This is a genomic window from Micromonospora sp. NPDC050187 (assembly GCF_044459745.1).
Classification (GTDB): domain Bacteria; phylum Actinomycetota; class Actinomycetes; order Mycobacteriales; family Micromonosporaceae; genus Micromonospora.
The window spans coordinates 334,778-355,243 of sequence record NZ_JBITJH010000005.1 but is presented as its reverse complement, the minus strand read 5'-3'; the positions used below and the strand labels follow the sequence as shown (position 1 = coordinate 355,243).

General features: G+C 73.2%; 18 protein-coding genes. 7 read left to right on the top strand and 11 right to left on the bottom strand.

What is annotated here, in order from left to right; translation table 11 throughout:
• Nucleotides 1-26 precede the first annotated feature (26 nt).
• Nucleotides 27-476 carry a MarR family winged helix-turn-helix transcriptional regulator gene (locus ACIBJE_RS11375; protein ID WP_396746488.1) on the bottom strand — a complete coding sequence of 150 codons (450 nt, stop codon included), beginning with the start codon at nt 474-476 and terminating at the stop codon, nt 27-29.
• Nucleotides 477-590: 114 nt separating this feature from the next.
• Nucleotides 591-2,108 (bottom strand): NCS2 family permease, encoded by a 1,518-nt coding sequence (locus ACIBJE_RS11370; protein ID WP_396746485.1) that lies wholly within the window; start codon nt 2,106-2,108, stop codon nt 591-593.
• Nucleotides 2,109-2,159: 51 nt separating this feature from the next.
• Between ACIBJE_RS11370 and ACIBJE_RS11365 the strand changes: the two genes are divergently transcribed.
• Entirely contained in the window at nt 2,160-2,408 is a 249-nt protein-coding gene (locus ACIBJE_RS11365; protein WP_396746482.1) for a DUF2530 domain-containing protein, read from the top strand.
• Nucleotides 2,409-2,460: 52 nt separating this feature from the next.
• Here the strand turns inward: ACIBJE_RS11365 and ACIBJE_RS11360 are convergent, their stop codons facing one another.
• Complete coding sequence (locus tag ACIBJE_RS11360; RefSeq protein WP_396746479.1) at nt 2,461-3,387, bottom strand: DUF3027 domain-containing protein; 927 nt, start codon at nt 3,385-3,387, stop codon at nt 2,461-2,463.
• Here ACIBJE_RS11360 and ACIBJE_RS11355 point away from each other — a divergent pair.
• Both ACIBJE_RS11355 and ACIBJE_RS11350 read left to right on the top strand, forming a co-directional pair.
• Nucleotides 3,386-5,200: an MFS transporter gene (locus ACIBJE_RS11355; RefSeq protein ID WP_396746476.1), complete on the top strand. Its 1,815-nt coding sequence runs from the start codon at nt 3,386-3,388 to the stop codon at nt 5,198-5,200. The two genes, ACIBJE_RS11360 and ACIBJE_RS11355, sit on opposite strands and share 2 nt — an antisense overlap.
• Complete coding sequence (locus ACIBJE_RS11350; protein WP_396746473.1) at nt 5,197-5,868, top strand: futalosine hydrolase; 672 nt, start codon at nt 5,197-5,199, stop codon at nt 5,866-5,868. The genes ACIBJE_RS11355 and ACIBJE_RS11350 overlap by 4 nt, the downstream gene beginning before the upstream one ends.
• On the opposite strand, the gene ACIBJE_RS11345 is transcribed toward ACIBJE_RS11350, so the two are convergent.
• Nucleotides 5,810-6,784, bottom strand: coding sequence for a helix-turn-helix domain-containing protein (locus ACIBJE_RS11345; protein WP_396746471.1), 975 nt, complete (start codon nt 6,782-6,784; stop codon nt 5,810-5,812). The genes ACIBJE_RS11350 and ACIBJE_RS11345 overlap by 59 nt on opposite strands.
• Nucleotides 6,785-7,331: 547 nt before the next feature.
• Between ACIBJE_RS11345 and ACIBJE_RS11340 the strand changes: the two genes are divergently transcribed.
• Nucleotides 7,332-8,201, top strand: coding sequence for a 1,4-dihydroxy-6-naphthoate synthase (locus ACIBJE_RS11340; RefSeq protein WP_396746468.1), 870 nt, complete (start codon nt 7,332-7,334; stop codon nt 8,199-8,201).
• Here the strand turns inward: ACIBJE_RS11340 and ACIBJE_RS11335 are convergent.
• The gene (locus ACIBJE_RS11335) at nt 8,162-8,548 is read right to left on the bottom strand and encodes a cold-shock protein (RefSeq protein WP_088980993.1); all 387 of its coding nucleotides are present in this window, start codon (nt 8,546-8,548) and stop codon (nt 8,162-8,164) included. The two genes, ACIBJE_RS11340 and ACIBJE_RS11335, sit on opposite strands and share 40 nt — an antisense overlap.
• A gap of 37 nt (nt 8,549-8,585) precedes the next feature.
• Nucleotides 8,586-9,200 (bottom strand): HAD family hydrolase, encoded by a 615-nt coding sequence (locus tag ACIBJE_RS11330; protein ID WP_396746464.1) that lies wholly within the window; start codon nt 9,198-9,200, stop codon nt 8,586-8,588.
• 83 nt (nt 9,201-9,283) lie between these two features.
• Here ACIBJE_RS11330 and ACIBJE_RS11325 point away from each other — a divergent pair, with 83 nt between their 5' ends.
• The gene (locus tag ACIBJE_RS11325) at nt 9,284-11,761 is read left to right on the top strand and encodes a helicase-associated domain-containing protein (RefSeq protein WP_396746461.1); all 2,478 of its coding nucleotides are present in this window, start codon (nt 9,284-9,286) and stop codon (nt 11,759-11,761) included.
• Nucleotides 11,762-11,765: 4 nt separating this feature from the next.
• On the opposite strand, the gene ACIBJE_RS11320 is transcribed toward ACIBJE_RS11325, so the two are convergent.
• Nucleotides 11,766-12,068 (bottom strand): hypothetical protein, encoded by a 303-nt coding sequence (locus ACIBJE_RS11320; RefSeq protein WP_396746458.1) that lies wholly within the window; start codon nt 12,066-12,068, stop codon nt 11,766-11,768.
• 84 nt (nt 12,069-12,152) lie between these two features.
• On the bottom strand, nt 12,153-13,004 hold the full coding sequence (locus ACIBJE_RS11315; RefSeq protein ID WP_396746455.1) for a L,D-transpeptidase: 852 nt from the start codon (nt 13,002-13,004) through the stop codon (nt 12,153-12,155).
• 168 nt (nt 13,005-13,172) lie between these two features.
• Here ACIBJE_RS11315 and ACIBJE_RS11310 point away from each other — a divergent pair, with 168 nt between their 5' ends.
• Together ACIBJE_RS11310 and ACIBJE_RS11305 are read left to right on the top strand one after the other, a co-directional pair.
• Nucleotides 13,173-14,852, top strand: a complete 1,680-nt coding sequence (locus tag ACIBJE_RS11310; protein ID WP_396746452.1) for a DNA repair helicase XPB — start codon at nt 13,173-13,175, stop codon at nt 14,850-14,852.
• 402 nt (nt 14,853-15,254) lie between these two features.
• Nucleotides 15,255-16,265 (top strand): 3-oxoacyl-ACP synthase III family protein, encoded by a 1,011-nt coding sequence (locus ACIBJE_RS11305; RefSeq protein WP_396746449.1) that lies wholly within the window; start codon nt 15,255-15,257, stop codon nt 16,263-16,265.
• Between the two features lie 208 nt (nt 16,266-16,473).
• Here the strand turns inward: ACIBJE_RS11305 and ACIBJE_RS11300 are convergent, their stop codons facing one another.
• The 3 genes from ACIBJE_RS11300 to ligD (ACIBJE_RS11290) all read right to left on the bottom strand — a co-directional run bounded on the left by ACIBJE_RS11300 (nt 16,474) and on the right by ligD (ACIBJE_RS11290) (nt 20,382).
• Nucleotides 16,474-18,456 (bottom strand): family 43 glycosylhydrolase, encoded by a 1,983-nt coding sequence (locus ACIBJE_RS11300; RefSeq protein WP_396746446.1) that lies wholly within the window; start codon nt 18,454-18,456, stop codon nt 16,474-16,476.
• Nucleotides 18,457-18,533: 77 nt separating this feature from the next.
• Entirely contained in the window at nt 18,534-19,448 is a 915-nt protein-coding gene (gene ligD / locus ACIBJE_RS11295; protein WP_396746443.1) for a non-homologous end-joining DNA ligase, read from the bottom strand.
• The gene (ligD, locus tag ACIBJE_RS11290) at nt 19,438-20,382 is read right to left on the bottom strand and encodes a non-homologous end-joining DNA ligase (RefSeq protein WP_396746440.1); all 945 of its coding nucleotides are present in this window, start codon (nt 20,380-20,382) and stop codon (nt 19,438-19,440) included. The genes ligD (ACIBJE_RS11295) and ligD (ACIBJE_RS11290) overlap by 11 nt, the downstream gene beginning before the upstream one ends.
• Nucleotides 20,383-20,466: the final 84 nt, after the last annotated feature.

Below are 20,466 nucleotides of genomic sequence, written 5' to 3'. Positions count from 1 at the left end.
GGCGGACGGTGCGGACCCGGTGGCGTTCAGCCGCGGGCGAGCCGCTGCAGGATCTCGGCGGCGTGCCGCAGGGTGTCGCGTTCCTCTTCGGTGAGATCGGCCAGCCGGCTGGCCAGCCACTCGTCGCGGGCCCGCTCGAACTGGTCGAGCACGGCCTGCCCCCCTTCGGTGGCCGCCAGGATGACCTGTCGGCCGTCGGTCGGGTGGGGGGTGCGGCGAATGAGGCCACGCTCCTCCAACTTCGCGACGATCCTGGTCATCGTCGGCGGTTGCACCCGTTCGACGTCGGCCAGTTCCCGAGGGGTCAGCGCGCCCGCCAGCCGGAGGCTGGTCAGGGCGGAGAGCTGAGTCACCGTGAGGTCACCCACCGGCCGGGCCTGGCGGACCCGCCGGTTGAGTCGGGTGAGCGCATCACGCAGTTGTTGCGCCAGTTGCGTCGGTGCCACGCGTCTCGTCGTCACCGTCCGCTCCGTCACGTTGGTTAGCCTAGCTAATAAGCCAAGCTAACGACATCCGATATGAGTAGGCTCACCAGGCGTTTTGTCCCATCCGGCCCGAAACACCCGGAGCTGTCCCGGGCCGGATTGGCGTCACAGGAGGGCGGCTTCGAGCGGCCCGCGTAGGAAGTACACCACGAAGAGGGCGGCCACCCCGTACAGCAGCGGGTGGACCTCGCGGGCCTTCCCCTTCGCCAGCTTCACCACCACGTAGGTGATCAGGCCCGCGCCGATCCCGTTCGAGATCGAGTAGGTGAAGGGCATCAGCACGATGGTGAGGAACGCCGGAATGGCGATCTCGTAGTCGGTCCAGTCGATGGTCCGCACCGCGGTCATCATCAGGAAGCCGACCACCACCAGCGCCGTCGAGGCCGCCTCGAACGGCACGATCACCACCAGCGGCGCGAGGAACATCGCCAGCAGGAACAGGCCGCCGGTGACCAGGTTGGCCGCGCCGGTCCGGGCACCCTCCGCGACCCCCGCGGCGCTCTCGATGTACGAGGTGTTGCTGGAGGTGCTCGCCGCACCGCCGGCCGCCGCCGCGATCGAGTCGACCAGCAGGATCTCCTTGGCCCGGGGCGGGGTGCCCCGCTCGTCGAGCATGTCGCCCTCCTGGCCGACCGCGACCATCGTCCCCATCGTGTCGAAGAAGTCCGTGATCAGCAGGGTGAAGACGAACATCAGCACGACCAGCCAACCGGCCCGGCTCCACGAATCCAGCACGTTGAAGTTGCCGAGCAGGGAGAGGTCCGGCACGTCCACCACGGTCTTCGGCAGCTCCGGCACGTTGAGCGCCCAGCCCTTCGGGTTGGGTTCGCCGTTCACCACGGACGGGCCGACGTTCGCCACCGCCTCGACGATGATCGCCAGCACCGTCGAGGCGAGGATGCCGATCAGGATCGCGCCCCGGACCTTGCGTACCACCAGCACCAGGGTGACCAGCAGGCCGAGCACGAAGACCAGCATCGGCCAGCTCACCAGCTTGCCGCCGATGCCCAGCCCGACCGGGACGGTGGTGTTCGCCTCGTCCGGCACCCGGCGGACGAACCCGGCGTCCACCAGTCCGATGATGGTCAGGAAGAGGCCGATGCCGACCCCGATCGCGGTCTTCATCTGGGTCGGTACGGAGCGGAACACCGCAGTCCGCAGCCCGGTGAGCACCAGCACGGCGATGATCACACCCTCGATCACCACCAGGCCCATCGCGTCCGCCCAGGTCATCTGCGGCGCGATCTCGTACGCGACCAGCGCGTTCACACCGAGCCCGGCGGCGAGCGCCAACGGGAAGCGGCCCACCACACCCATCAGGAGGGTCATCACCCCGGCGACCAGCGCGGTCGCCGCCGCCAGGGCGGGAATCGCCAGCCGCTCGCCCTCGCCGTCGACCGCACCGCCGATGATCAACGGGTTCAGCACCACGATGTAGGCCATCGTGAAGAAGGTGGCGAGACCGCCGCGCACCTCGCGACCCACCGTCGACCCACGGGCGGAGATCTCGAAGAACCGGTCGAAGCCACTACGGGGGCGGGCGGAGCCAGAGGGTGTTCCGGTCTCGGGCGGCGCGTTGTCCATCGGGTCCTCGCAACTGATCTTCCGTCTGTCGGGCCGCATCGTCGCAGATCAGGGGCCACAAGGAAAAGTTGATCGAGGTACGCTTCCCACGTGCCCAGACAACAGCCACCGCGGCCGGAGCCGCTCGACCCGCCGATGGTGCCCTTCGCCCTCGCCGGGTTGGCGATCTGGGCCGTCGTCGGGCTGGCGCTCCTGGTCTTCCTCCGCGACTGGCTCACCACGAACGGTCACGAGAACTGGCTCTGGACCTGCCTGGCCGGCTTCCTGTGGGGCTTTCCCGGTCTGGCCGTGATGATGCGGCACGACGCGAACCGGCGACGCCGCCGCGCCCGCCGCTGACCTGCGGGCCTACGGACAGCCGGCACCGACCGGCAGCGTCGCTCGGGCTGGCTCAGGGGTGCCCGTACGGCTCCGCCGGCTCGGTTGCCTCGACCGAGCCGGGTGCCCGGCTCACCGACATCTCCTCGACCGCGCTGTCGTCGTAGATCGTGGGCAGTTCGTCGACCGCCGCCTCGGCCGCCTCGACCAGGGCCTCCGAGTGCGCGCCGCACCCGTGGTCGGCGCTGACCACCCGACCGTCGTCGGGGGCGTAGAAGTTGCCGCAGGCGCCGAAGGACTGCCGCAGCGCCCCGGCCAACGGGAGGTAGAACCCGCACGAGCCGCAGCGCGCGGGGGCGGGAGCGGCCACCGAGATCGCCGCACCGGGACCGTGGTCACCGTCGTACCACCGCTGGGCGGTGTCCATCCGCCCCTCCCGGGAGAAGACCCGGGAACGGCCGAGCCCCAACTCCCAGGCGGTCTCCTCGACCGCCGGGTCGTCGGAGAGCAGATAGCCCGGCGCCAGGCGCTCGTCGTCCGGCGGGGTGGGCAGCAGGTCGCCGGGGCCGAGGTCGCCCGGCTGGAGCCGCTCCTGCCAGGGAAGCCAGCCCGGCGCGAGCAGCGCGTCCGGGCCGGGCAGCAGGACGGTCTCGCAGATCGTGACGTTACGGCTGCGCGGGACCCGAGTGACGGTCACCGCCCAACGCCAGCCCCGGTAGCCCGGGAGCCGGCACTCGAAGTAGTGGGTCACGATCCGGTCACCCTCGGCGACGACCTTCAGGTGGTCGCCGACATCCGAGGGCTCCACCTCGATGATGCCGTCGCGGGCCACCTCGACGGCGGCGGCGCAGACCTGGTCGAGACGGGCACGGGCGGAGGCGGGCCTGGTCACCTGTCCATTGTCCCCCATGCGTGGCGTGGACCGACAGGGACTCCCCGACACACGTCTTCCTCGGCAGATGCGGCGTCGGCCGGGACGATGGGCGAGGATGGTGCACATGCCGATGTTCTCCCGCTCCGGGCGCTCCGTCCTCGGGACGACCGTCGGCACGGGCGTCCGTACCACTCGCAGGTTTCTCCGGGGTTCGGTCAACGGCGGCCGGTGGATGGGGCGGCGGTTCGGCCGGGCCCGGGCCCGCAGCGCCGGGGGCGAGGTCGGCATGGTCCGCCTCTTCGACCTGCACGCCGTCTCGTGCGCCGGGGACACCTTGATCGCCATCGGCCTGGCCGGGACGATCTTCTTCAACGTCCCGCTCGGCGAGGCCCGCAGCAAGGTAGCGATCTACCTGCTGGTGACGATGGTGCCGTTCGCGATGCTGGCACCGGTGGTCGGTCCACTGCTCGACCACTTCCGGCACGGCCGGCGCTACGCCCTGGCCGCCACCATGCTGGGCCGGGCGTTCCTGGCCTGGATGATCTCCGACTACATCCACGGCTTCGGGCTCTACCCGGCGGCGTTCGGCGTGCTCGCCCTCTCCCGCGCGTACGGGGTCGCCCGGTCCGCGGCCGTGCCCCGGCTGCTCCCCGAAGGGCTCGGCCTCTCCCAGGTCGGCGCGCGAGCCAGCGTCTACGGCACGGTCGCCGGCGGCCTGGTCGCCCCGATCGGGCTGGCCGCGTTCTGGTTCGGTCCGCAGTGGCCGCTCCGGGTCGCCTCGATCATCTTCCTGGCCGGCATGGTGATCGCCCTGCGCCTGCCGCCCCGCGCCGACTCCGAGCCGCCGGAACGGGTTCCCCGCCCGTTGCGCCGGGCGTTCGGCCGCGACGGTGAACGGCCTCTGGGCCGGGGCCGCCCGGCGGGCCGGCTGGTGCTGGCCACGCTGATCGGCGCGGCCACCCTCCGCGCCGTGTACGGGTTCCTGCTGCTCTTCCTCGCCTTCGCGATCAAGGCCGGGGACCTGACCACCGTGCTCCTCGGCCGGGACCTCGGGGACGAGGCCGCCCTCGGCCTGGTCGGCGCGGCGCTGGCCCTGGGCACCTTCCTGGCCACCGCCGTCGGCACCCGACTCCGCATCCACCACCCCGCGCTGATCCAGTCCAGCGGCATGGTCATCGTGGCCGGGGTGGCGGTGTTCGCCACCATCCGGTTCTCCCTGGGGATGGTCGCCGCGCTCTGTCTGGTGGCCGCCCTGACCAGCGGTGTCGCCAAGCTCGCCGTGGACGCGTCGATCCAGGAACGCATCCCGGAACGGCTGCGGGCCAGCTCCTTCGCCCACTCCGAGACAGTGCTGATGCTCGCCTTCGTGGCCGGCGGCGGCCTCGGGCTGGTCCCCTTCGACGGGCGGATCGGCATCGGCGTGGCCGCCGCCGCCGGCACGCTCGCCGCCGTCCGGGGCATGCTGGTCACCAACCGGCTGCGCGGGGAACGTCTGCTCGGCCGACCGCTCGGCGACGAGGAACTCGCCGACCCCGCACCCACCGACCCGTCGGACCCCGGCCCGGCACCGTCGGGCGCCGCCGATCCGCCCGGACCGACGGCACCGACCCCCGAGCCGGTTCCGGCCGGCTCGGCACCCCCGCCGACCGGCCCGGCCTCCACCGCCTCCGCGCCGCCCGGCCCGGCCCCCACCACCTCCGCGTCGGGTGGCACGGTGGCACCGTCCCCGCCCACCCTGGCACCGGCACGACCGCCCGCGTCCGCTCCGGCATCAGCACGACCGCCCGCGTCCACCCCACCCCCGGCCCGTCCGCCGGCACCCACCGCGCCCGAGGACGAGCGGTTGGCACCGCCGGGCTACCACATCTACCGCCCCTCACCGGCGGTCGACCGCGCGGAGGGCGAGGACCGCCAGGACTCCCAGGGGCCCGTCGCGTGACGGGTCTGCTCGTGGTGACCGCGGTCCCCGCGGAGGCGGAGGCGGTCCGAGCCGGCCTGACCGACCCGACGGCGACGGTCGTCCCGGTCGGGGTCGGGCCGGCGGTGGCGGGCGCGGCCACCGCACGCCTGCTGGCGCTGGCCGAGGCCGCCGGACGCCCGTACGACGCCGTAGTCAGCGCCGGCGTGGCCGGTGGCTTCGCCCACCGGGTGGCGGTGGGCCAGACGGTGCTCGCCGATCGCAGCCTCGCGGCGGACCTGGGTGCGGAGTCACCGGAGGGGTTCATCCCGATCGACGAGCTGGGCATGTCCGCCGAGCAGCTCGGCGGCGCGGTCGCCGTCGGGGCGGATCCGGACCTGCTCGCCGCCCTGCGGTCGGCCCTGCCGGACGCGGTGGTCGGGACGGTGCTGACCGTCGGCACCGTGACCGGCACCGCTGCCAGCACCCAGGCCCTCGCCGACCGGCATCCGGACGCGGTGGCCGAGGCGATGGAGGGGCACGGCGTGGCGGTCGCCGCCGCCCAGGCCGGGCTTCCCTTCGTGGAGATAAGGACGATCTCCAACCCGATCGGCCCCCGGGACCGGGGCGCCTGGCGGCTCCGGGAGGCACTCACCGCCCTGAGTGCGGCGGCGACGGCCCTCGACGCCCTGCGGGCCGACGGAGGATGAGCGGCCACGGCCGGGTCCACCCCAGCTCGAAGTCGCAGGCGTGCAGGAATTCCACCGCACCGCCCTCGGCGATCGCGTGGACCATGCCGATGCCGGCCTGGTCCATCCCCTCGGCGAGGAGGGAGACCAGCCGTCGGCCGATGCCCACCCGGCGCAGGCCGGGCGCGACCAGCACCCCGTCGAGCACCAGCTCCCGCGCACCGTCGCCGGGACGAGCCGACAGCAGGTCGACGCTGCGCTCATGGGCTCGCAACTCCCCCACCAGCGCACCGCCAGGCAGCTCGGCGACGAGCCGCCACGAGGTGGCGGGTAGGCCGGCACCGTCACGCCGGTAACGAAGCCGCTGGAGAATCCGGTCGATCTCACGCCGTCGGTCACGACCACGCCGGTCGAGGTCGTAGGTCGCCGGGGGCACCGGCAACGGCCACCGTCCCGGCGGCAGGTTGTACCAGTCCGCCCACCAGGCACCCGGCCAGTCCCTCAGCGTGCGGACCTCCCGCACGTCGAGGTGGGCGGGGTAGCGACGATCCGCGCCGTCCCGCCACCCGTCGTGCGGAACCGCCGGCACCGCCTCCGGCCGTTCCCCACCCGCGACGCCGACCGCCACCTCACCTCCGGCCGCGTGGACCAGCCGCTCGACCGTACGGAACCGAGGTTCCGCCGTTCCGCCCGACTCGATCCGGGCCACGGTGCTCTTCGGCACCCCGGCCCGCACGGCCAGCTCGCGCTGGCTCAGATCGGCCCGGCGACGCAGGGCGCGCAGCACCGCCCCGAGCTCGACACCCGCCCCGTTCCGTTCGCCCTCGACTTCCGCCCCGCTCCTGGCTTGAGCCCCGCCCCCGGCTCCGTCCCCGCTCCCGGCTCCGTCCTCGCTCCCGGCCGTCGGCGGCTCCTCGTGCAGTCCGTCCGGGCTCACCGCGTGCTCCGTCACACCCCGATCGTCCGAGAGGTCGCCGTCGTTCTCAACAGCCTCGCCAATGCCTGTGGACAAACCTGTGGACAACTCCCTCCGGGCGGTGGACGGAGTACCCCGGCGAGTCCTTTGGAGCTGCCCCGTCTGTGCGTCCACCCCGCGCATGAGCGACACGCGACGGCACCATCCGGCGTCCTCGAACGCGGCGGCCAGGTCCAACCCGCACGAGCGACGCACGACGTCAGCAGGTCGGGTACGTCGTCCGCCGGCAGGTGGGGTGGGTGCCCCGTCGGTGCGGGCAGCTCCAAAGGGCAAGAAGAAGGATGTCGCCGGGACCGGCAGCCTGCTGTCCGGACCGAGGACGGCACCGCCGTACCGGGACGGGTGACGCCGCCCAGACCGAAGGGCCGTCCGGAACGGAACGTGCCGCGTGGACCGCAGGGAAGCTGGCCCGCAGGGAAGCTGGCCCGCAGGGAAGCCGGTCCGGAGGGTCGGACGTCCGGCCAAGGGGCACGGTCGGAGCGGCAGGTCAACGGGCTACCGTGAGGACGTGGCCCTCTCGCTGGCGATCTCGCCCTGCCCCAACGACACCTTCGTGTTCCACGCGCTGGTGCACGGCCTGGTCCCCGGCGCACCGCCGGTCGAGGTGACCTACGCGGACGTGGACGTGACCAACAACGCCGCCGAGCGGGGCGCCTTCGACCTGGTCAAGGTGAGCTACGGGGCGCTGCCGTGGCTGCTGGACGACTACCACCTGCTGCCCTGCGGCGGGGCGCTCGGCCGGGGCTGCGGCCCCCTCCTGCTCGCCCGCCCCGGGAACCCCGGCACGGACAGCGCCGGGAGCAGTGGCACGGGCGGGGGTGACCTCACCGGCGCGACGGTCGCCGTACCGGGTGACCGGACCACGGCGTACCTGCTGTTCCGGCTCTGGTCGGCCGACCGGCCGCCGGCGCGGATCGAGGTGGTGCCGTTCCACGAGATCATGCCGGGGGTGGCCGCCGGCCGGTACGACGCCGGCCTGGTGATCCACGAGGCCCGGTTCACGTACCCCCGGCACGGGCTGACCGCCCTGGTCGACCTCGGCGAGTGGTGGGAGGCCGACACCGGCCTGCCGATCCCGCTCGGGGCGATCCTGGCCCGGCGGGGCGTGGTGGACCCACAGGCCGCCACCGGGTGGATCCGCGCCTCCGTGCAGCGGGCGTGGGCCGACCCGGCGGCGACCCGGGACTACGTGCTGGCCCACGCCCAGGAGATGGAGCCCGACGTGGTGGACCGGCACATCGGCCTCTACGTCAACGAGTTCACCGCCGACCTGGGCGCGGACGGTCTCGCCGCCGTGGAGGCCCTGCTGAGCCGGGCCGCCGACGCCGGGCTCGTGCCTCAGACCTCCAGCTCGCGCGCGACCGCGTGGACGAGCTGAGCGATCTTCTGCGCGGTCTTCCGGTCGGGGAATCGGCCCCGCCGCAGGTCCGGCTGGACCTTGGCCTCCAGCACCTTGATCATGTCCTCGACCAGGCCGTGCAGCTCCTCCGCCGGCCGGCGGCGCAGCTCGGCCACGGACGGCGGGGCGTCGAGCAGCTTGACCCCCATCGCCTGCGCGCCCCGGCGGCTGTCCACGACGCTGAAGTCGACGCGCTGACCGCCCTTCAGATCGGTGACCCCTGTCGGCAGCGCGCCCTTGGGCAGGAACACGTCGCCACCCTCGTCACTGGTGACGAACCCGTATCCCTTGGCCGCGTCATACCACTTCACTCGACCCGTCGGCACCTGAGAACCTCTGCTTCGTTTGAGACGTCTACTCCCCTCAGGCTAGCCGGATCCACCGCCTCATCGCCGCCGGGAATCCGGTGAGATCATCGAGCACCGTGTGCGCTCCGGCCGCGCGTAGCTCCTCGGCCGTGCAGGGGCCGGTCGTCACCCCGATCCCGGGAATCCCGGCGGTCCGGGCGGCGACCATGTCCGCTACGTGGTCGCCGACGTAGTGGGTCGCGCCGTGGGCGACCAGCGCGGTCGCCTTCTCCTCGGCGAACAGGTCGCCGGCCAGCTCGTCGACCACGAGTCCGAGGTGGTCCAGGTGCAGCCGGGCCAGGCGGCCGTGTTTCGAGGTGACCACCAGGACCCGTCCACCGTGGGCGCGGATCGCGTCGAGGGCGGCGAGCGCGCCGGGCAGCGGCACCGTCGGGGTGATCGCGTACGCCGGGTAGAGCTCGCGGTAGAGGGTCACCGCCTTCTCGACCTCGTCCGGCGGGAACCAGTGGGCGATCTCGGTGCGCAGCGGCGGCCCGAGCCGGCCGACCACGGTGTCCACGTCCACGTGCACGCCGGTCCGGGCAGTAAGCGCCCGGAACGCGGCGGCGATGCCGGGACGCGAGTCGACCAGGGTCATGTCGAGGTCGAAACCGACCGTCAGTGAGGGCATACCGCGAACCTACCGTCGCCCGGGGTACCGGCCGGACGTCCGAGGGGCGCGACGGCCCCTCGGGCGGCTAGCGTGGAACGACGATGACCACCTCACTCGCGGACCACCTGCGCACCCTCGGCGACGAGGCGCTCGCCGCGCTGCTCGCCCGGCGGCCGGACCTCGTCGTGCCGGTGCCCGCCGACCTCTCGGCCCTCGCCGTCCGGGCACAGTCGCGGGTCTCGGTGGCCCGCGCGCTCGACGGGCTGGACCAGTTCACCCTCCAGATTCTCGACGCAGCCCGGCTGACCCGGGGGCCCGACGGGGGAGGCACCTCCGTCGAGGCGGTGCTCGCGATGGCCACCGCCGGGCCGCGTCCACCCGCGCCGACCGCCGTCCGGACCGCCCTGTCGCGGCTGCGCGAGCTCTTCCTGCTGTACGGCCCGGAGCACGACCTGCACGTGGTGGCGAGTGTGGACGAGGTGTCCGCGCACCCGGCGGGGCTGGGCCGGCCGGCGGCGGAGCTGGATCCGGCGACGGCCACGCTCTGCGCGGATCCGGCGAAGCTGCGGCGGACGCTGCTGGCCGCTCCCCCTTCCGCGCGGGCGATCCTGGACCGGCTCGCCGCCGGCCCGCCGGTCGGCACGGTGCCCCCGGGCGCGCTGCGCGCACTCGCCTCCGGGGCGCAGGACGTCGTTCCGGCCGACCCGACGAACGGTGGCCCGCCGACCGGTTCCCCGGTGCGCTGGCTGGTCGACCACAAACTGCTGGTGCCGGTCTCCGGGGCGGAGTCCGGCGGTGCCGGCGCGGTGGAACTGCCCCGCGAGGTCGGCCTGCTGCTGCGGCGGGAGACCGGTCCGCTCGGCCCGCTGCGGACCGAGCCGCCGACGGTGGCCGCCGCGCCCCGTGAGCCGAAGGTCGTGGACAACGCCGGGGTCGGGCAGACCATGGAGGTGGTCCGCCACACCGAGGCGCTGCTGGACGCGCTGGCCGCCGACCCGGCGCCGGTGCTGCGGACCGGCGGGCTCGGGGTGCGGGACCTGCGCCGGCTGGCCAAGGGCACGGGGCTGGACGAGGCGACCACCGCGCTGCTGCTGGAGACGGCTTACGCGGCCGGGCTGCTCGGTGAGCTGGACCTTTCCGGGGCCAGCACCACCCGGTACGGTGCCGACCAGCAGGTCCTGCCCACCGGCGGGTACGAGGTGTGGCGGGCGGTCTCCCTGGCCCGGCGCTGGGAGCAGTTGGCCCGCGCGTGGCTGGCGATGACCCGGCAGGTGGGGCTGGTCGGGCAGCGCGACGACCGGGACCGGCCGATCAGTGCGCTCTCCGCCGAGGCGGAACGGGCCGGCGCGCCGGCCGCCCGCCGGGCCGTGCTCGGGATCCTCGCCGATCTGCCCCCGGCGACCGCCCCCACCCCCGACGAGGTGCTGGGGCTGCTCGACTGGCGGGCGCCCCGGCGGAGCCGGGGACGGGAGACGGCGCATCGGGAGGTGCTGGCGGAGGCCGCCACGCTGGGCGTGACCGGGCTGGGGGCGCTCACCTCGTACGGACGACTGCTGCTGGCCGACACGCAGTCCCAGGGGACGGGGGCCGACGACCCGCTGGGGGTGCGGACCGATCCCGACGAGCAGTCCACCGCCGTCCGGGCCCTGGACGCGCTGCTTCCCGAGCCGGTCGACCACTTTCTCGTCCAGGCCGACCTGACCGTGGTGGTGCCGGGTCCGCCGGAACCGGCGCTCGCCGCCGAACTGGACGTGGTCGCCGAGCACGAGTCGGCCGGCGGGGCGAGCGTGCACCGGATCACCACGGCGAGCGTGCGCCGGGCGCTGGACGCCGGCTGGTCCGCCGAGGACCTGCACGGACTGTTCCGCCGCCGGTCCCGCACGCCGGTGCCGCAGGGGCTGACGTACCTGGTGGACGACGTGGCCCGCCGGCACGGTGGGTTGCGGGTCGGTTCGGCCGGGGCGTACCTGCGCAGCGACGACGAGGCGCTGCTGGTCGAGGTGCTCGCCGACCGGCGGTTGGAGGGGCTCTCGATGCGCCGGCTCGCGCCGACCGTGCTGGTCACCCCGTACCAGATCGGCCGGTTGCTGGGGGCGCTGCGGGACGCGGGCTACGCGCCGGTGCCGGAGGACGCGGCCGGGGCGGCGGTGCTGGCCCGGCCGAAGGCCCGTCGGGCCCCGGCCCGGGTGCCGGTGACCACCCGCTCGGTCGACCTGCTGCTGGCCGGGCCCCGGCTCACTCCGCCCCGGCTGCTCGGCATCGTGGAGCAGATCCGGCGGGGCGAGGCGGCGGCACGGGTGGCCCGACGGGCTCCGTCCGTGCTGCGCGGCGTGGCGCCGGAGGGTGGTGGTCCGGTCGCGGTGCCGGGTCACCGGGACGCGCTGGCGGTGCTGCAACAGGCGGTCCGGGACAAGGCCCTGGTCTGGGTGGGGTACGTGGACGCGCACGGCGCGACCGCGTCCCGGTTGGTGCGCCCGGTGTCGATCGGGGCGGGCTACCTGCGCGCGGAGGACGAGCGGACGGAGATGCTGCACACCTTCGCCCTGCACCGGATCACCGCGGCGGTGCGGGACGAGTAGGTCGTCAGCGGCGTCGGCCGCGTCGGACGGTGCCGACGATCGAGACGACCAGCAGCAGGGCGAAGGCCGCCCCGGCGGACTCGCCCAGGGAGTCGACGAACCCCTGCTGGAGCACGAGCCAACCGAAGAGGAACCAGCCGAGGACCGCCGCGCCGGCCACCGCGTACGCCACCACGGTCACGGTGGACACGGTGGACGTCGCGGCGGCTTCGTCCGTGCGTCGGGTGTCGTCGGCTGAGGGCACCCCCGCCGCCACGGGCGCGGCGTCCCGCTCGCTCTCGGCGGTGGTGTCCCGGTCGACCGTCATCTGCTGACCTCCCCGTCGCCGCCCCCTGCGTCCACCCTGTCACCTGAGGGGACGAAGTGACAGGGTGGACGCGGTCGGATCGGATCAGGTGCCGGGCCGCTTGCCGAACACGACCACCCGGTAGCCGATCTTGCCCCAGTCCCAGAACCGCTTGGCGTCGGCCGGGAGCAGGTTGATGCAGCCGTGCGAGCCGATGGACTTGTCGTGCAGGTAGGTGGTGGTCTGGTGGTACCCGATGCCACCCACGAAGCGTTGCCAGTACGGCAGCCACACCTCGTACGGGTCGGACCACTCCTTGATGTTCCGCTTATTGATCTTGTAGGTGCCGGTCGGAGTGGCGTAGCCGCGCATCCCGGTCCGGGTCACCGTCGGCGGGATGACCACCTTGCCGTCGCGGACAGCCCAGGTGGTCTGCCGGGTCAGGTCGATGCAGAACGTGACCCCGGAACCGGCCTTGCAGCTCTTCACGTTCGTGGTGGCCAGCCGCTTCGACACGTCGTGCGTGGTGGGTCCGGCACGACCCTCGACCGGGCGGATGTCGTACCGCTGCTGGAACTTCTTGATCGCGGCGCAGTCGGTGGCGGACTGCTTGCCGTCCACGATCACCTTGCCGAACGTGCGCAGCTTGGCGAGGTACGTCTCGACGGCCTTCTGGTACTCGCCCTGCGGGCAGGTGCTGCTGGCCGTGGTCGTGTTCGAGGTGGTCCGGACGGTGGTGTGGGTGGTCTCGAGTGTCGCCTTCCTGGCGGTCGTCAGGGCGGCCAGCTGGTCGGATCCGGGCGAGGCGCGCTCCCCCGATAACCGTCCCGACACGCTGACCGCGGCGAGGTCGTCGCCGGCCGGATCAGCCTGCGGGTCGAGCGCGCACGCGCCCGCACCGACCAGCGTGACCATTGCCAGGGCGGCGACCCGGATGGTGGACCGAACTCTGTTCATGTGTCCTCCTCAGGGCGCGGCCGTCCCTTCGCTAGACGTATGTGAGTGCCGCGAAGGTTGCACCCTGTGGTGGATTTTTCAGCCTGATCCGGTCGCGTGCAAGACTGGAGGGTCGCCCCGGAGGCCCTCCGGAGGACGAAAGACCTGGTGAGAGCGGGAGGACCCGGCGTGAGCGGTGGACCACTGATCGTGCAGTCGGACAAGACCCTGCTGCTGGAGATCGACCACCCGGACGCCCAGTCGTGCCGGATGGCCATCGCGCCCTTCGCCGAGCTGGAGCGCTCCCCCGAGCACGTGCACACCTACCGGCTCACTCCGCTGGGGCTGTGGAACGCCCGCGCCGCCGGGCACGACGCCGAGGGCGTGGTCGACTCCCTGCTCAAGTACAGCCGTTACCCGGTGCCGCACGCGCTGCTGGTCGACGTGGCCGAGACAATGGACCGGTACGGCCGGCTCCAACTCACCAACGACCCGGTGCACGGCCTGGTGCTACGGGCGCTGGACCGGGTGGTGCTGATCGAGGTCGCCAAGAGCAAGAAGCTCGCCGGCATGCTCGGCCCGAAGCTGGACGACGACACGATCGCGGTGCACCCGTCCGAGCGCGGCCGGCTCAAGCAGGCGCTGCTCAAGCTCGGCTGGCCCGCCGAGGACCTGGCCGGGTACGTCGACGGCGAGGCGCACCCGATCGAGCTGGCCGAGGCCGGCAAGGACGGGGGCCGCCCGTGGACGCTGCGCTCGTACCAGCGGGAGGCGGTGGAGACCTTCTGGGCCGGCGGGTCGGGCGTGGTGGTGTTGCCGTGCGGCGCGGGCAAGACCCTGGTCGGGGCGGCGGCCATGGCCGAGGCGAAGGCCACCACGCTGATCCTGGTCACCAACACGGTCGCCGGCCGGCAGTGGAAGCGTGAACTGGTCGCCCGCACCTCGCTGACCGAGGACGAGATCGGCGAGTACTCCGGCGAGCGCAAGGAGATCCGTCCGGTCACCATCGCCACGTACCAGGTACTCACCTCGCGGCGCGGCGGCGCGTTCACCCACCTCGACCTCTTCGGGGCCCGCGACTGGGGTTTGGTCATCTACGACGAGGTGCACCTGCTGCCCGCGCCGATCTTCCGGTTCACCGCCGACCTCCAGGCCCGCCGCCGGCTCGGCCTGACCGCGACGCTGGTGCGGGAGGACGGCCGGGAGGGCGACGTGTTCAGTCTGATCGGCCCGAAGCGGTACGACGCGCCGTGGAAGGACATCGAGGCGCAGGGCTGGATCGCCCCGGCCCAGTGCACCGAGGTACGGGTCACCCTCACCGACGCCGAGCGGCTGACGTACGCGACCGCCGAGTCCGAGGAGCGCTACCGGATGGCGGCGACCGCCCGGACGAAGCTGCCGGTGGTGCGTGCCCTCGTGCAGCGGCACCCGGACGACCAGGTGCTGGTGATCGGCGGGTACATCGACCAGCTCCACCAGCTCGGCGAGTACCTCGACGCCCCGATCGTGCAGGGCTCGACGACCAACAAGGAGCGGGAACGGCTCTTCGACGCCTTCCGGTCGGGCGAGATCCGGACCCTGGTCATCTCGAAGGTCGGCAACTTCTCCATCGACCTGCCCGAGGCGGCGGTGGCGATCCAGGTCTCCGGCACCTTCGGCTCCCGGCAGGAGGAGGCGCAGCGGCTCGGCCGGGTGCTCCGGCCCAAGGCCGACGGTCGTCAGGCACACTTCTACACGGTGGTCTCCCGGGACACCATCGACACCGAGTACGCCGCCCACCGGCAGCGCTTCCTTGCCGAGCAGGGGTACGCGTACACGATCGTCGACGCCGACGACGTCCTCGGCCCGAAGCTGCCCACCGTCGACTGATCCCGGAAGCAGGCCGGGCACTGCCCGGCTCTGCCCGGGTCATGGGTACCCCGTCCGGGTCCTTTGGAGCTGCCCGCACGGACGGGGCGACCGCCACCGACCGAGTCCCCCTTCCCGATCCGTCCCCCAGGGCCACGACCTGAACCGCGCCCGGGTCTTCGCCCCGTACGGCCACGCACGCCCTCGCCCTGCCCACCTCGCGGATCGACGCCGGGGAGGTGACCGTCTCGGCCGAGGACGCCCAGGGCGTACGTCCGACGGGACTTGTGCGGGATCGATTTCCCGGCGACGATGATCACGAAGGACGTCCGCACCCACCGCACGACAGGGGCGATCCTTGATGAGCCCAGCAGACCCGCGGTTCCGGCTGGTCGGCCATCCCCACCGAGACCGGGAGGTCGCGTGAACCCGGTCAGTCTGGTGGACGTCGGCAGTTACCTGCCGGAACAACGGGTGACGGTGGACTTCTACGGTGGCGACGACGACGCGCTCCAGGAGAGCGTGATGTTCAAGTCGCCCCGGTACCGGCGGCACGTGGCCCCGGGCGAGACCGCCGTCGACATGATCGAGAGGGCCGCCCGGCCGGTCCTGGACCGCGCCGCCGCCCGGGGCGACGGACCGCTGGACGTCCTGCTCACCAACGTCCAACTGCCCGACCTGCCGTGGACCGGCGCGGGAGCGGCGGTGGCGCACCGGCTCGGGCAGGACCCGGACTGGGTGCTGGACGTGCACAACGGCGGCTGCGCCTCCTTCGTCCACATGCTCCGCAGCGCCCGGCAGATCCTGCGCACCGGTGAGGCCCGCACCGCGCTGATCTGCTGCGTGCAGAACACCGCCGGCCAGATGTTCGCCCAGTCCGAGGTACGCCGCCGCTCGCACGCCTCGGTGCCCGGGGACGGCTGCGGGGTCGGCTACCTGCGGGTGGGGGACGAGTCACCGATCCTCGACGTCGAGCTGCGAAACCTCGGCGAGTTCGCCGGGGACATGGGCGTCCGGCTGGAGGACGGCCGCCGCTACTGGGAGCCCGGCAACAGCCAGCTCGACGTCTCGTTCACCCCGGACAAGGTGCGGAAGATCATCGAACGGGGCAACGCCCTCGTGCCGGAGGTGGTCGGCCGGCTCTGCGACCGCCTCGACGTTCCCACCTCGGCGATCGACCTGCTGGTCACCAACCAGCCGAACCGGCTCTTCCTGGCCAACTGGCGGGAGTCCCTGGGCGTCGACGCGGCCCGACACCCGGACACCTTCGACGACTACGGCAACCTCTTCGGCGCGGCCGTGCCGGTCACCCTGCACGAGACCCTCCGGCAGGGCCGGCCGAGCCCGGGTGACCTGGTGGTGCTGGCCGGTTTCGCGCACGCCGGCGACCTCGCCGCCGCCGCAGCCGTCCGGTGGCACCCCGAACCTGCCTGAGCCTTCCACCACTGCCGCACCCGACACCGCAACGCCCAATCTTGGACACTTACCGTCCGATGAGAACGGTAAGTGTCCAAGATTCGCGGGACGAGCGGCAGACCGCACTCACGCGGGACGAGCGGGACGATCGGCAGACCGCACTCACGCGGGCGGGCGGTGCGGGGGAGACGGGACGGTCGGGTGGCCCGGGGCGGGTCAGCGGGCGTCAGGGGGCTACCTGGCCGCCCCAGGAGGTCGGCACCGCGCCGCCCGAAGGTTGCCAGTGCCAGTCGACCAGGGATCCGTCCGCGCCCCGGCCCAGCACGTGGGTCTCGTCGCGCCAGGCGAGCGCCACCGGGTCGGTCGTGACTCCGCCGGTCGCCCGGTCGGCGGTCACCGCGCCACCCGGCCGCCACACCAGCCGCCACAGCGCACCGTCGGCGCCCCGGGCGAAGACCTGCTGCGTCTGGCCCTGCCGGAGGGCGAAGGGCGAACCGACGACCGCGCCACCCCAGTTGTCGGTCCGCACGACGAAGTCGCCGTGGTCGAAGAAGCGGTGTTCGAGGCTGCCGTCGGCGGTCCGGTAGAAGATGTGCTGCTGGTCGCCGAAGGCGAACCCGGTCGGGTCGGAGTGCACCCGGCCGACCGCTCCCCAGTCGTCCAGCCCCGGCAGGTTGTTCGCGATCCCCGGGAACCAGAACCAGTGGCGCAACGTGTTGTCGCTGCCCCGGGCGAAGACGTGCTGCTCGTTGCCGAAGGCGTACGCGACGGGCGTGCCGACCACGTCCCCGCCGGTCCAGGTGTCCCGGTGGACGCTGCCGTCGGGCTCGGCCCACCAGTGGGCCAGCCGGCCGTCCGGAGCCCGGCCGAACACGTGCTTCTGCCCGTTCGGGGTGACCATGCCGGTCGGGTCACCGGCCAGGCCCGGCCCCCAGTCCTCCTGGCGGACGCTTCCGCCCGGCGCCCACCACCAGTGCCGCAGGTGTCCGTCCGGGGTACGGGCGAAGACGTGCTGTTCGGCACCGACCGGGTAGCCGACCGGCCGGCCGGCGATCGGGCCGCCCCACACGTCCCGCCGCACCGTCCGGTCGACCGGGTCCCACCACCAGTGGGTGAGCATGCCGTCGGGGGCGCGGTCGAAGTGGTGCCGCTGGTCGGCGGAGACGTAGCTGCGGGTCGCGCCCGGTTCCTGACTGGCCCACGGGTCCCCGGAGGGCGGGGTCTGCGGGGCGGTCAGCGAGAGCGGACGGCCGAAGTTCGGAGTGCCGTCGGCGTTCCAGGCGACCGGCTGGGCGCGCGTGGTGCGGCCCTCGTACGTGTACGCCGAGGTGGTCTTGCCGTGGTAGACGATCCAGTCCTGGGTGCCGTCGGGCGAGCGGAAGAAGCCGTTGTGCCCGGGCCCGAAGACACCGGCCGCGTCGTTACGGGCGAGGACCGGCCCGGGGTGCTGCCGCCAGTTCGACGCCACCAGCGGGTCCGCGCCGTCCGCGATGGACTTCATCCAGAGCTGGTAGTCCGGCTTCCCCGTGTCGCAGGTGGAGTAGACGAGGAAGAGCCGTCCCGGGCCGCGCAGCCCGGTCGGCCCCTCGCGCACCTCGTGGCAGCCACCGTCGGCGGGCAGGGCGACCCGGTTGCCGGTCGTCGTCCACGGGCTGGTCATCCGGCGCAGGTAGAGCTGCTGCGGCCCGCCCATGCCCCGTCCCGGGCCGGTCCAGGCGAAGTACATGGTGCCGTTGTGCACGAACGGCTCACCGTCGATCGCGTACTCCCCGTCGTCGGCGATACGTGCCTTGAAGTGGTACGGGCCGCGCGGGTCGTCACCCTCGGACTCGATGACGTAGTTGCGGTGGTTGGCGTCGACGCCGTCGCTGGCGGTGTAGTAGATGTACCAGCGGGGTCCCTCGGGCCGGACGAACCGGTGAATCGAGGGGGCCCACACCTGCTTGTTACGGCTGGGGTCCGGGTCCCGCCACACCGTCCGTTCCGGGGCGCCGGCCAGGCCCGCCAGGGTCGGCGAGGACCAGATGCCGATCCGGTCCCCGAGCGTGGTGGCCAGGTGGTAGGCACCGTTGAAGTAGGTCATGGTGGGGTCCGCGCCCGGGTTGAGCGGGTTGCGGAACGGGGTCGAGGCGGCGGCGGGCTGGGCCGGCACGGCCAGCAAGGGCAGGAGGCACGCTGCCGCCAGCAGGCGGGACATGAGCCGTTTCATGGACGATCCCCCACTCGACGCGCCGACCGAGATCTCCGTCAGCCTTGCATCGATGACCGTCAAATAGCAACAGAGCGTCAGCGGGTGGGCAGCTCCGGACCACCGTCGAGCAACGGGGCGAGCAGGTCGCCGTACTCGTCGACCCGGGTCAGGACCTCGGCGGCGGTGAACGGACGCAGCCGACGCCGACCGTCGGCGGCCACCGCCTCCACCTCGTCCCAGGTCAGCGGCGTGGAGACCGACGGGACCGGTTGGGCCCGCAGCGAGTACGGCGCCACCGTCGTCTTCGCCGCGTTGTTCTGGCTCCAGTCGATGAAGACCTTCCCCGGACGCAGGTTCTTCGCCATCTTCGACACGACCAGCTTCGGGTGTGCGCCCTCCAACTCCCGGGCGATCCGGTGGGCGTGGTCGGAGACCACGTCGGCGGACTGGGTGCCGGCCACCGGGCAGCAGAGCTGCATCCCCTTCTTGCCCGAGGTCTTCGGGTAGGCGTCCACGCCGTCGTCGGCGAGCCGGTCGCGCAGCAGCACCGCCACCTGGCAGCACTCACGCAGTCCGGCCGGCGGCCCCGGGTCCAGGTCGACGACCATCATGTCCGGGTCCGCGCCGATCCGCCACTGCGGCGTGTGCAGTTCCAGCGCGGCGAGGTTGGCCAGCCAGACCAGGGTGGGCAGGTCGTCGGCGACCACGTAGTCGATGGTCTGCCGTCCCTTGGTCGAGCCGGGCGCGGGCAGGGTCTCCACCCGTACCCAGTCGGGGGTGGCGGCGGGCTTGTTCTTCTCGAAGAACGACTTGTCGGCCACGCCGTTCGGGTAGCGGATCCGGGTCAGCGCCCGGTCCCGCAGGTGCGGCAGGAGCACCGGGGCGATCCGGGTGTAGTAGTCGATCACCTCGCCCTTGGTGAACCCGGCGTCCGGATAGAGCACCTTGTCCAGGTTGGACAGGTCCAGCGGGCGCCCCTCCACCTCCACGCGCAGCCGCTCAGCCGGCATCGTCGACCTCCTCGGGGGGCTTGTCCGGACGCAGTCGTAGTACCCGGGGAAAGCGCAGCCGACCGTCCGGGGTGCGCTGGCCGTACTTCACCTCGACCACCACCCGGGGCTCCACCCAGATCGCACCCCGGGCGTCCTCCCGGGGCACGCCGGGGGCGAACGGCGAGCCGGCGGTGCGCAGCGGCTCCAACTCGGCCAGCAGCGCCCGTTCCAGGGCCGCCCCGATCCCGCCGCCGACCCGGCCCCGGTAGGCGAGCCGGCCGTCCGGGCCGGGCACCCCGACCAGCAGTCCGCCGATCCTGCGCGCGCCGGGCCGCCAGCCGCCCACCACGAAGTCCCCGGTCACTTCCAGCTTGACCTTCACCCAGTCCGGCGAGCGCACCCCGGGGCGGTACGGCGCGTCGAGCCGCTTGGCCATCACCCCCTCCAGCCCATGCTCACCGGCCGCCTCGTAGGTGGCCGGCCCGTCGGGGAAGCCCGGCGGCACCGCCCACCGGGCCCCGGCCAGCCCCAGCGCCTCCAACTCCGCGCGCCGCCGGGCGTACGGCCAGCCGGTCAGGTCCGCGCCACGCAGCCGCAACAAGTCGAAGATCATGTACGTCACCGGGGCGACCGCCGCCAGCCGGGCCGCCCGGTTCCGGTCCCGCACGTGCATCCGCTCGGCCAGCGCGGTGAACGAGGGCTGCCCGGCGGCACCGAGGAGCACCACCTCCCCGTCGAGCAGGGCGTCGTCCACCTGCTCGCCCAGGCTCGCCAGTTCCGGGTACGCGGCGGTGATCTCCACGCCGGAGCGGGCGTAGAGGCGCTGGCCGGCGGCGGAGATGTCGGCCAGGGCGCGTACGCCGTCCCATTTGAACTCGTACGCCCATCCCGACCCGGCCGGCAGCGGCCCGGTCGTCGCGAGCATCGGCCTCAGCGGCGGGCGGCCCGGCACGAGTGTGACTGTAGTTCGCCCGCGAACGGCGCGCGCCACCTTCGATCATTTGCGATCCTGGTCAGAAGCGGTGGAGAGGAGCGC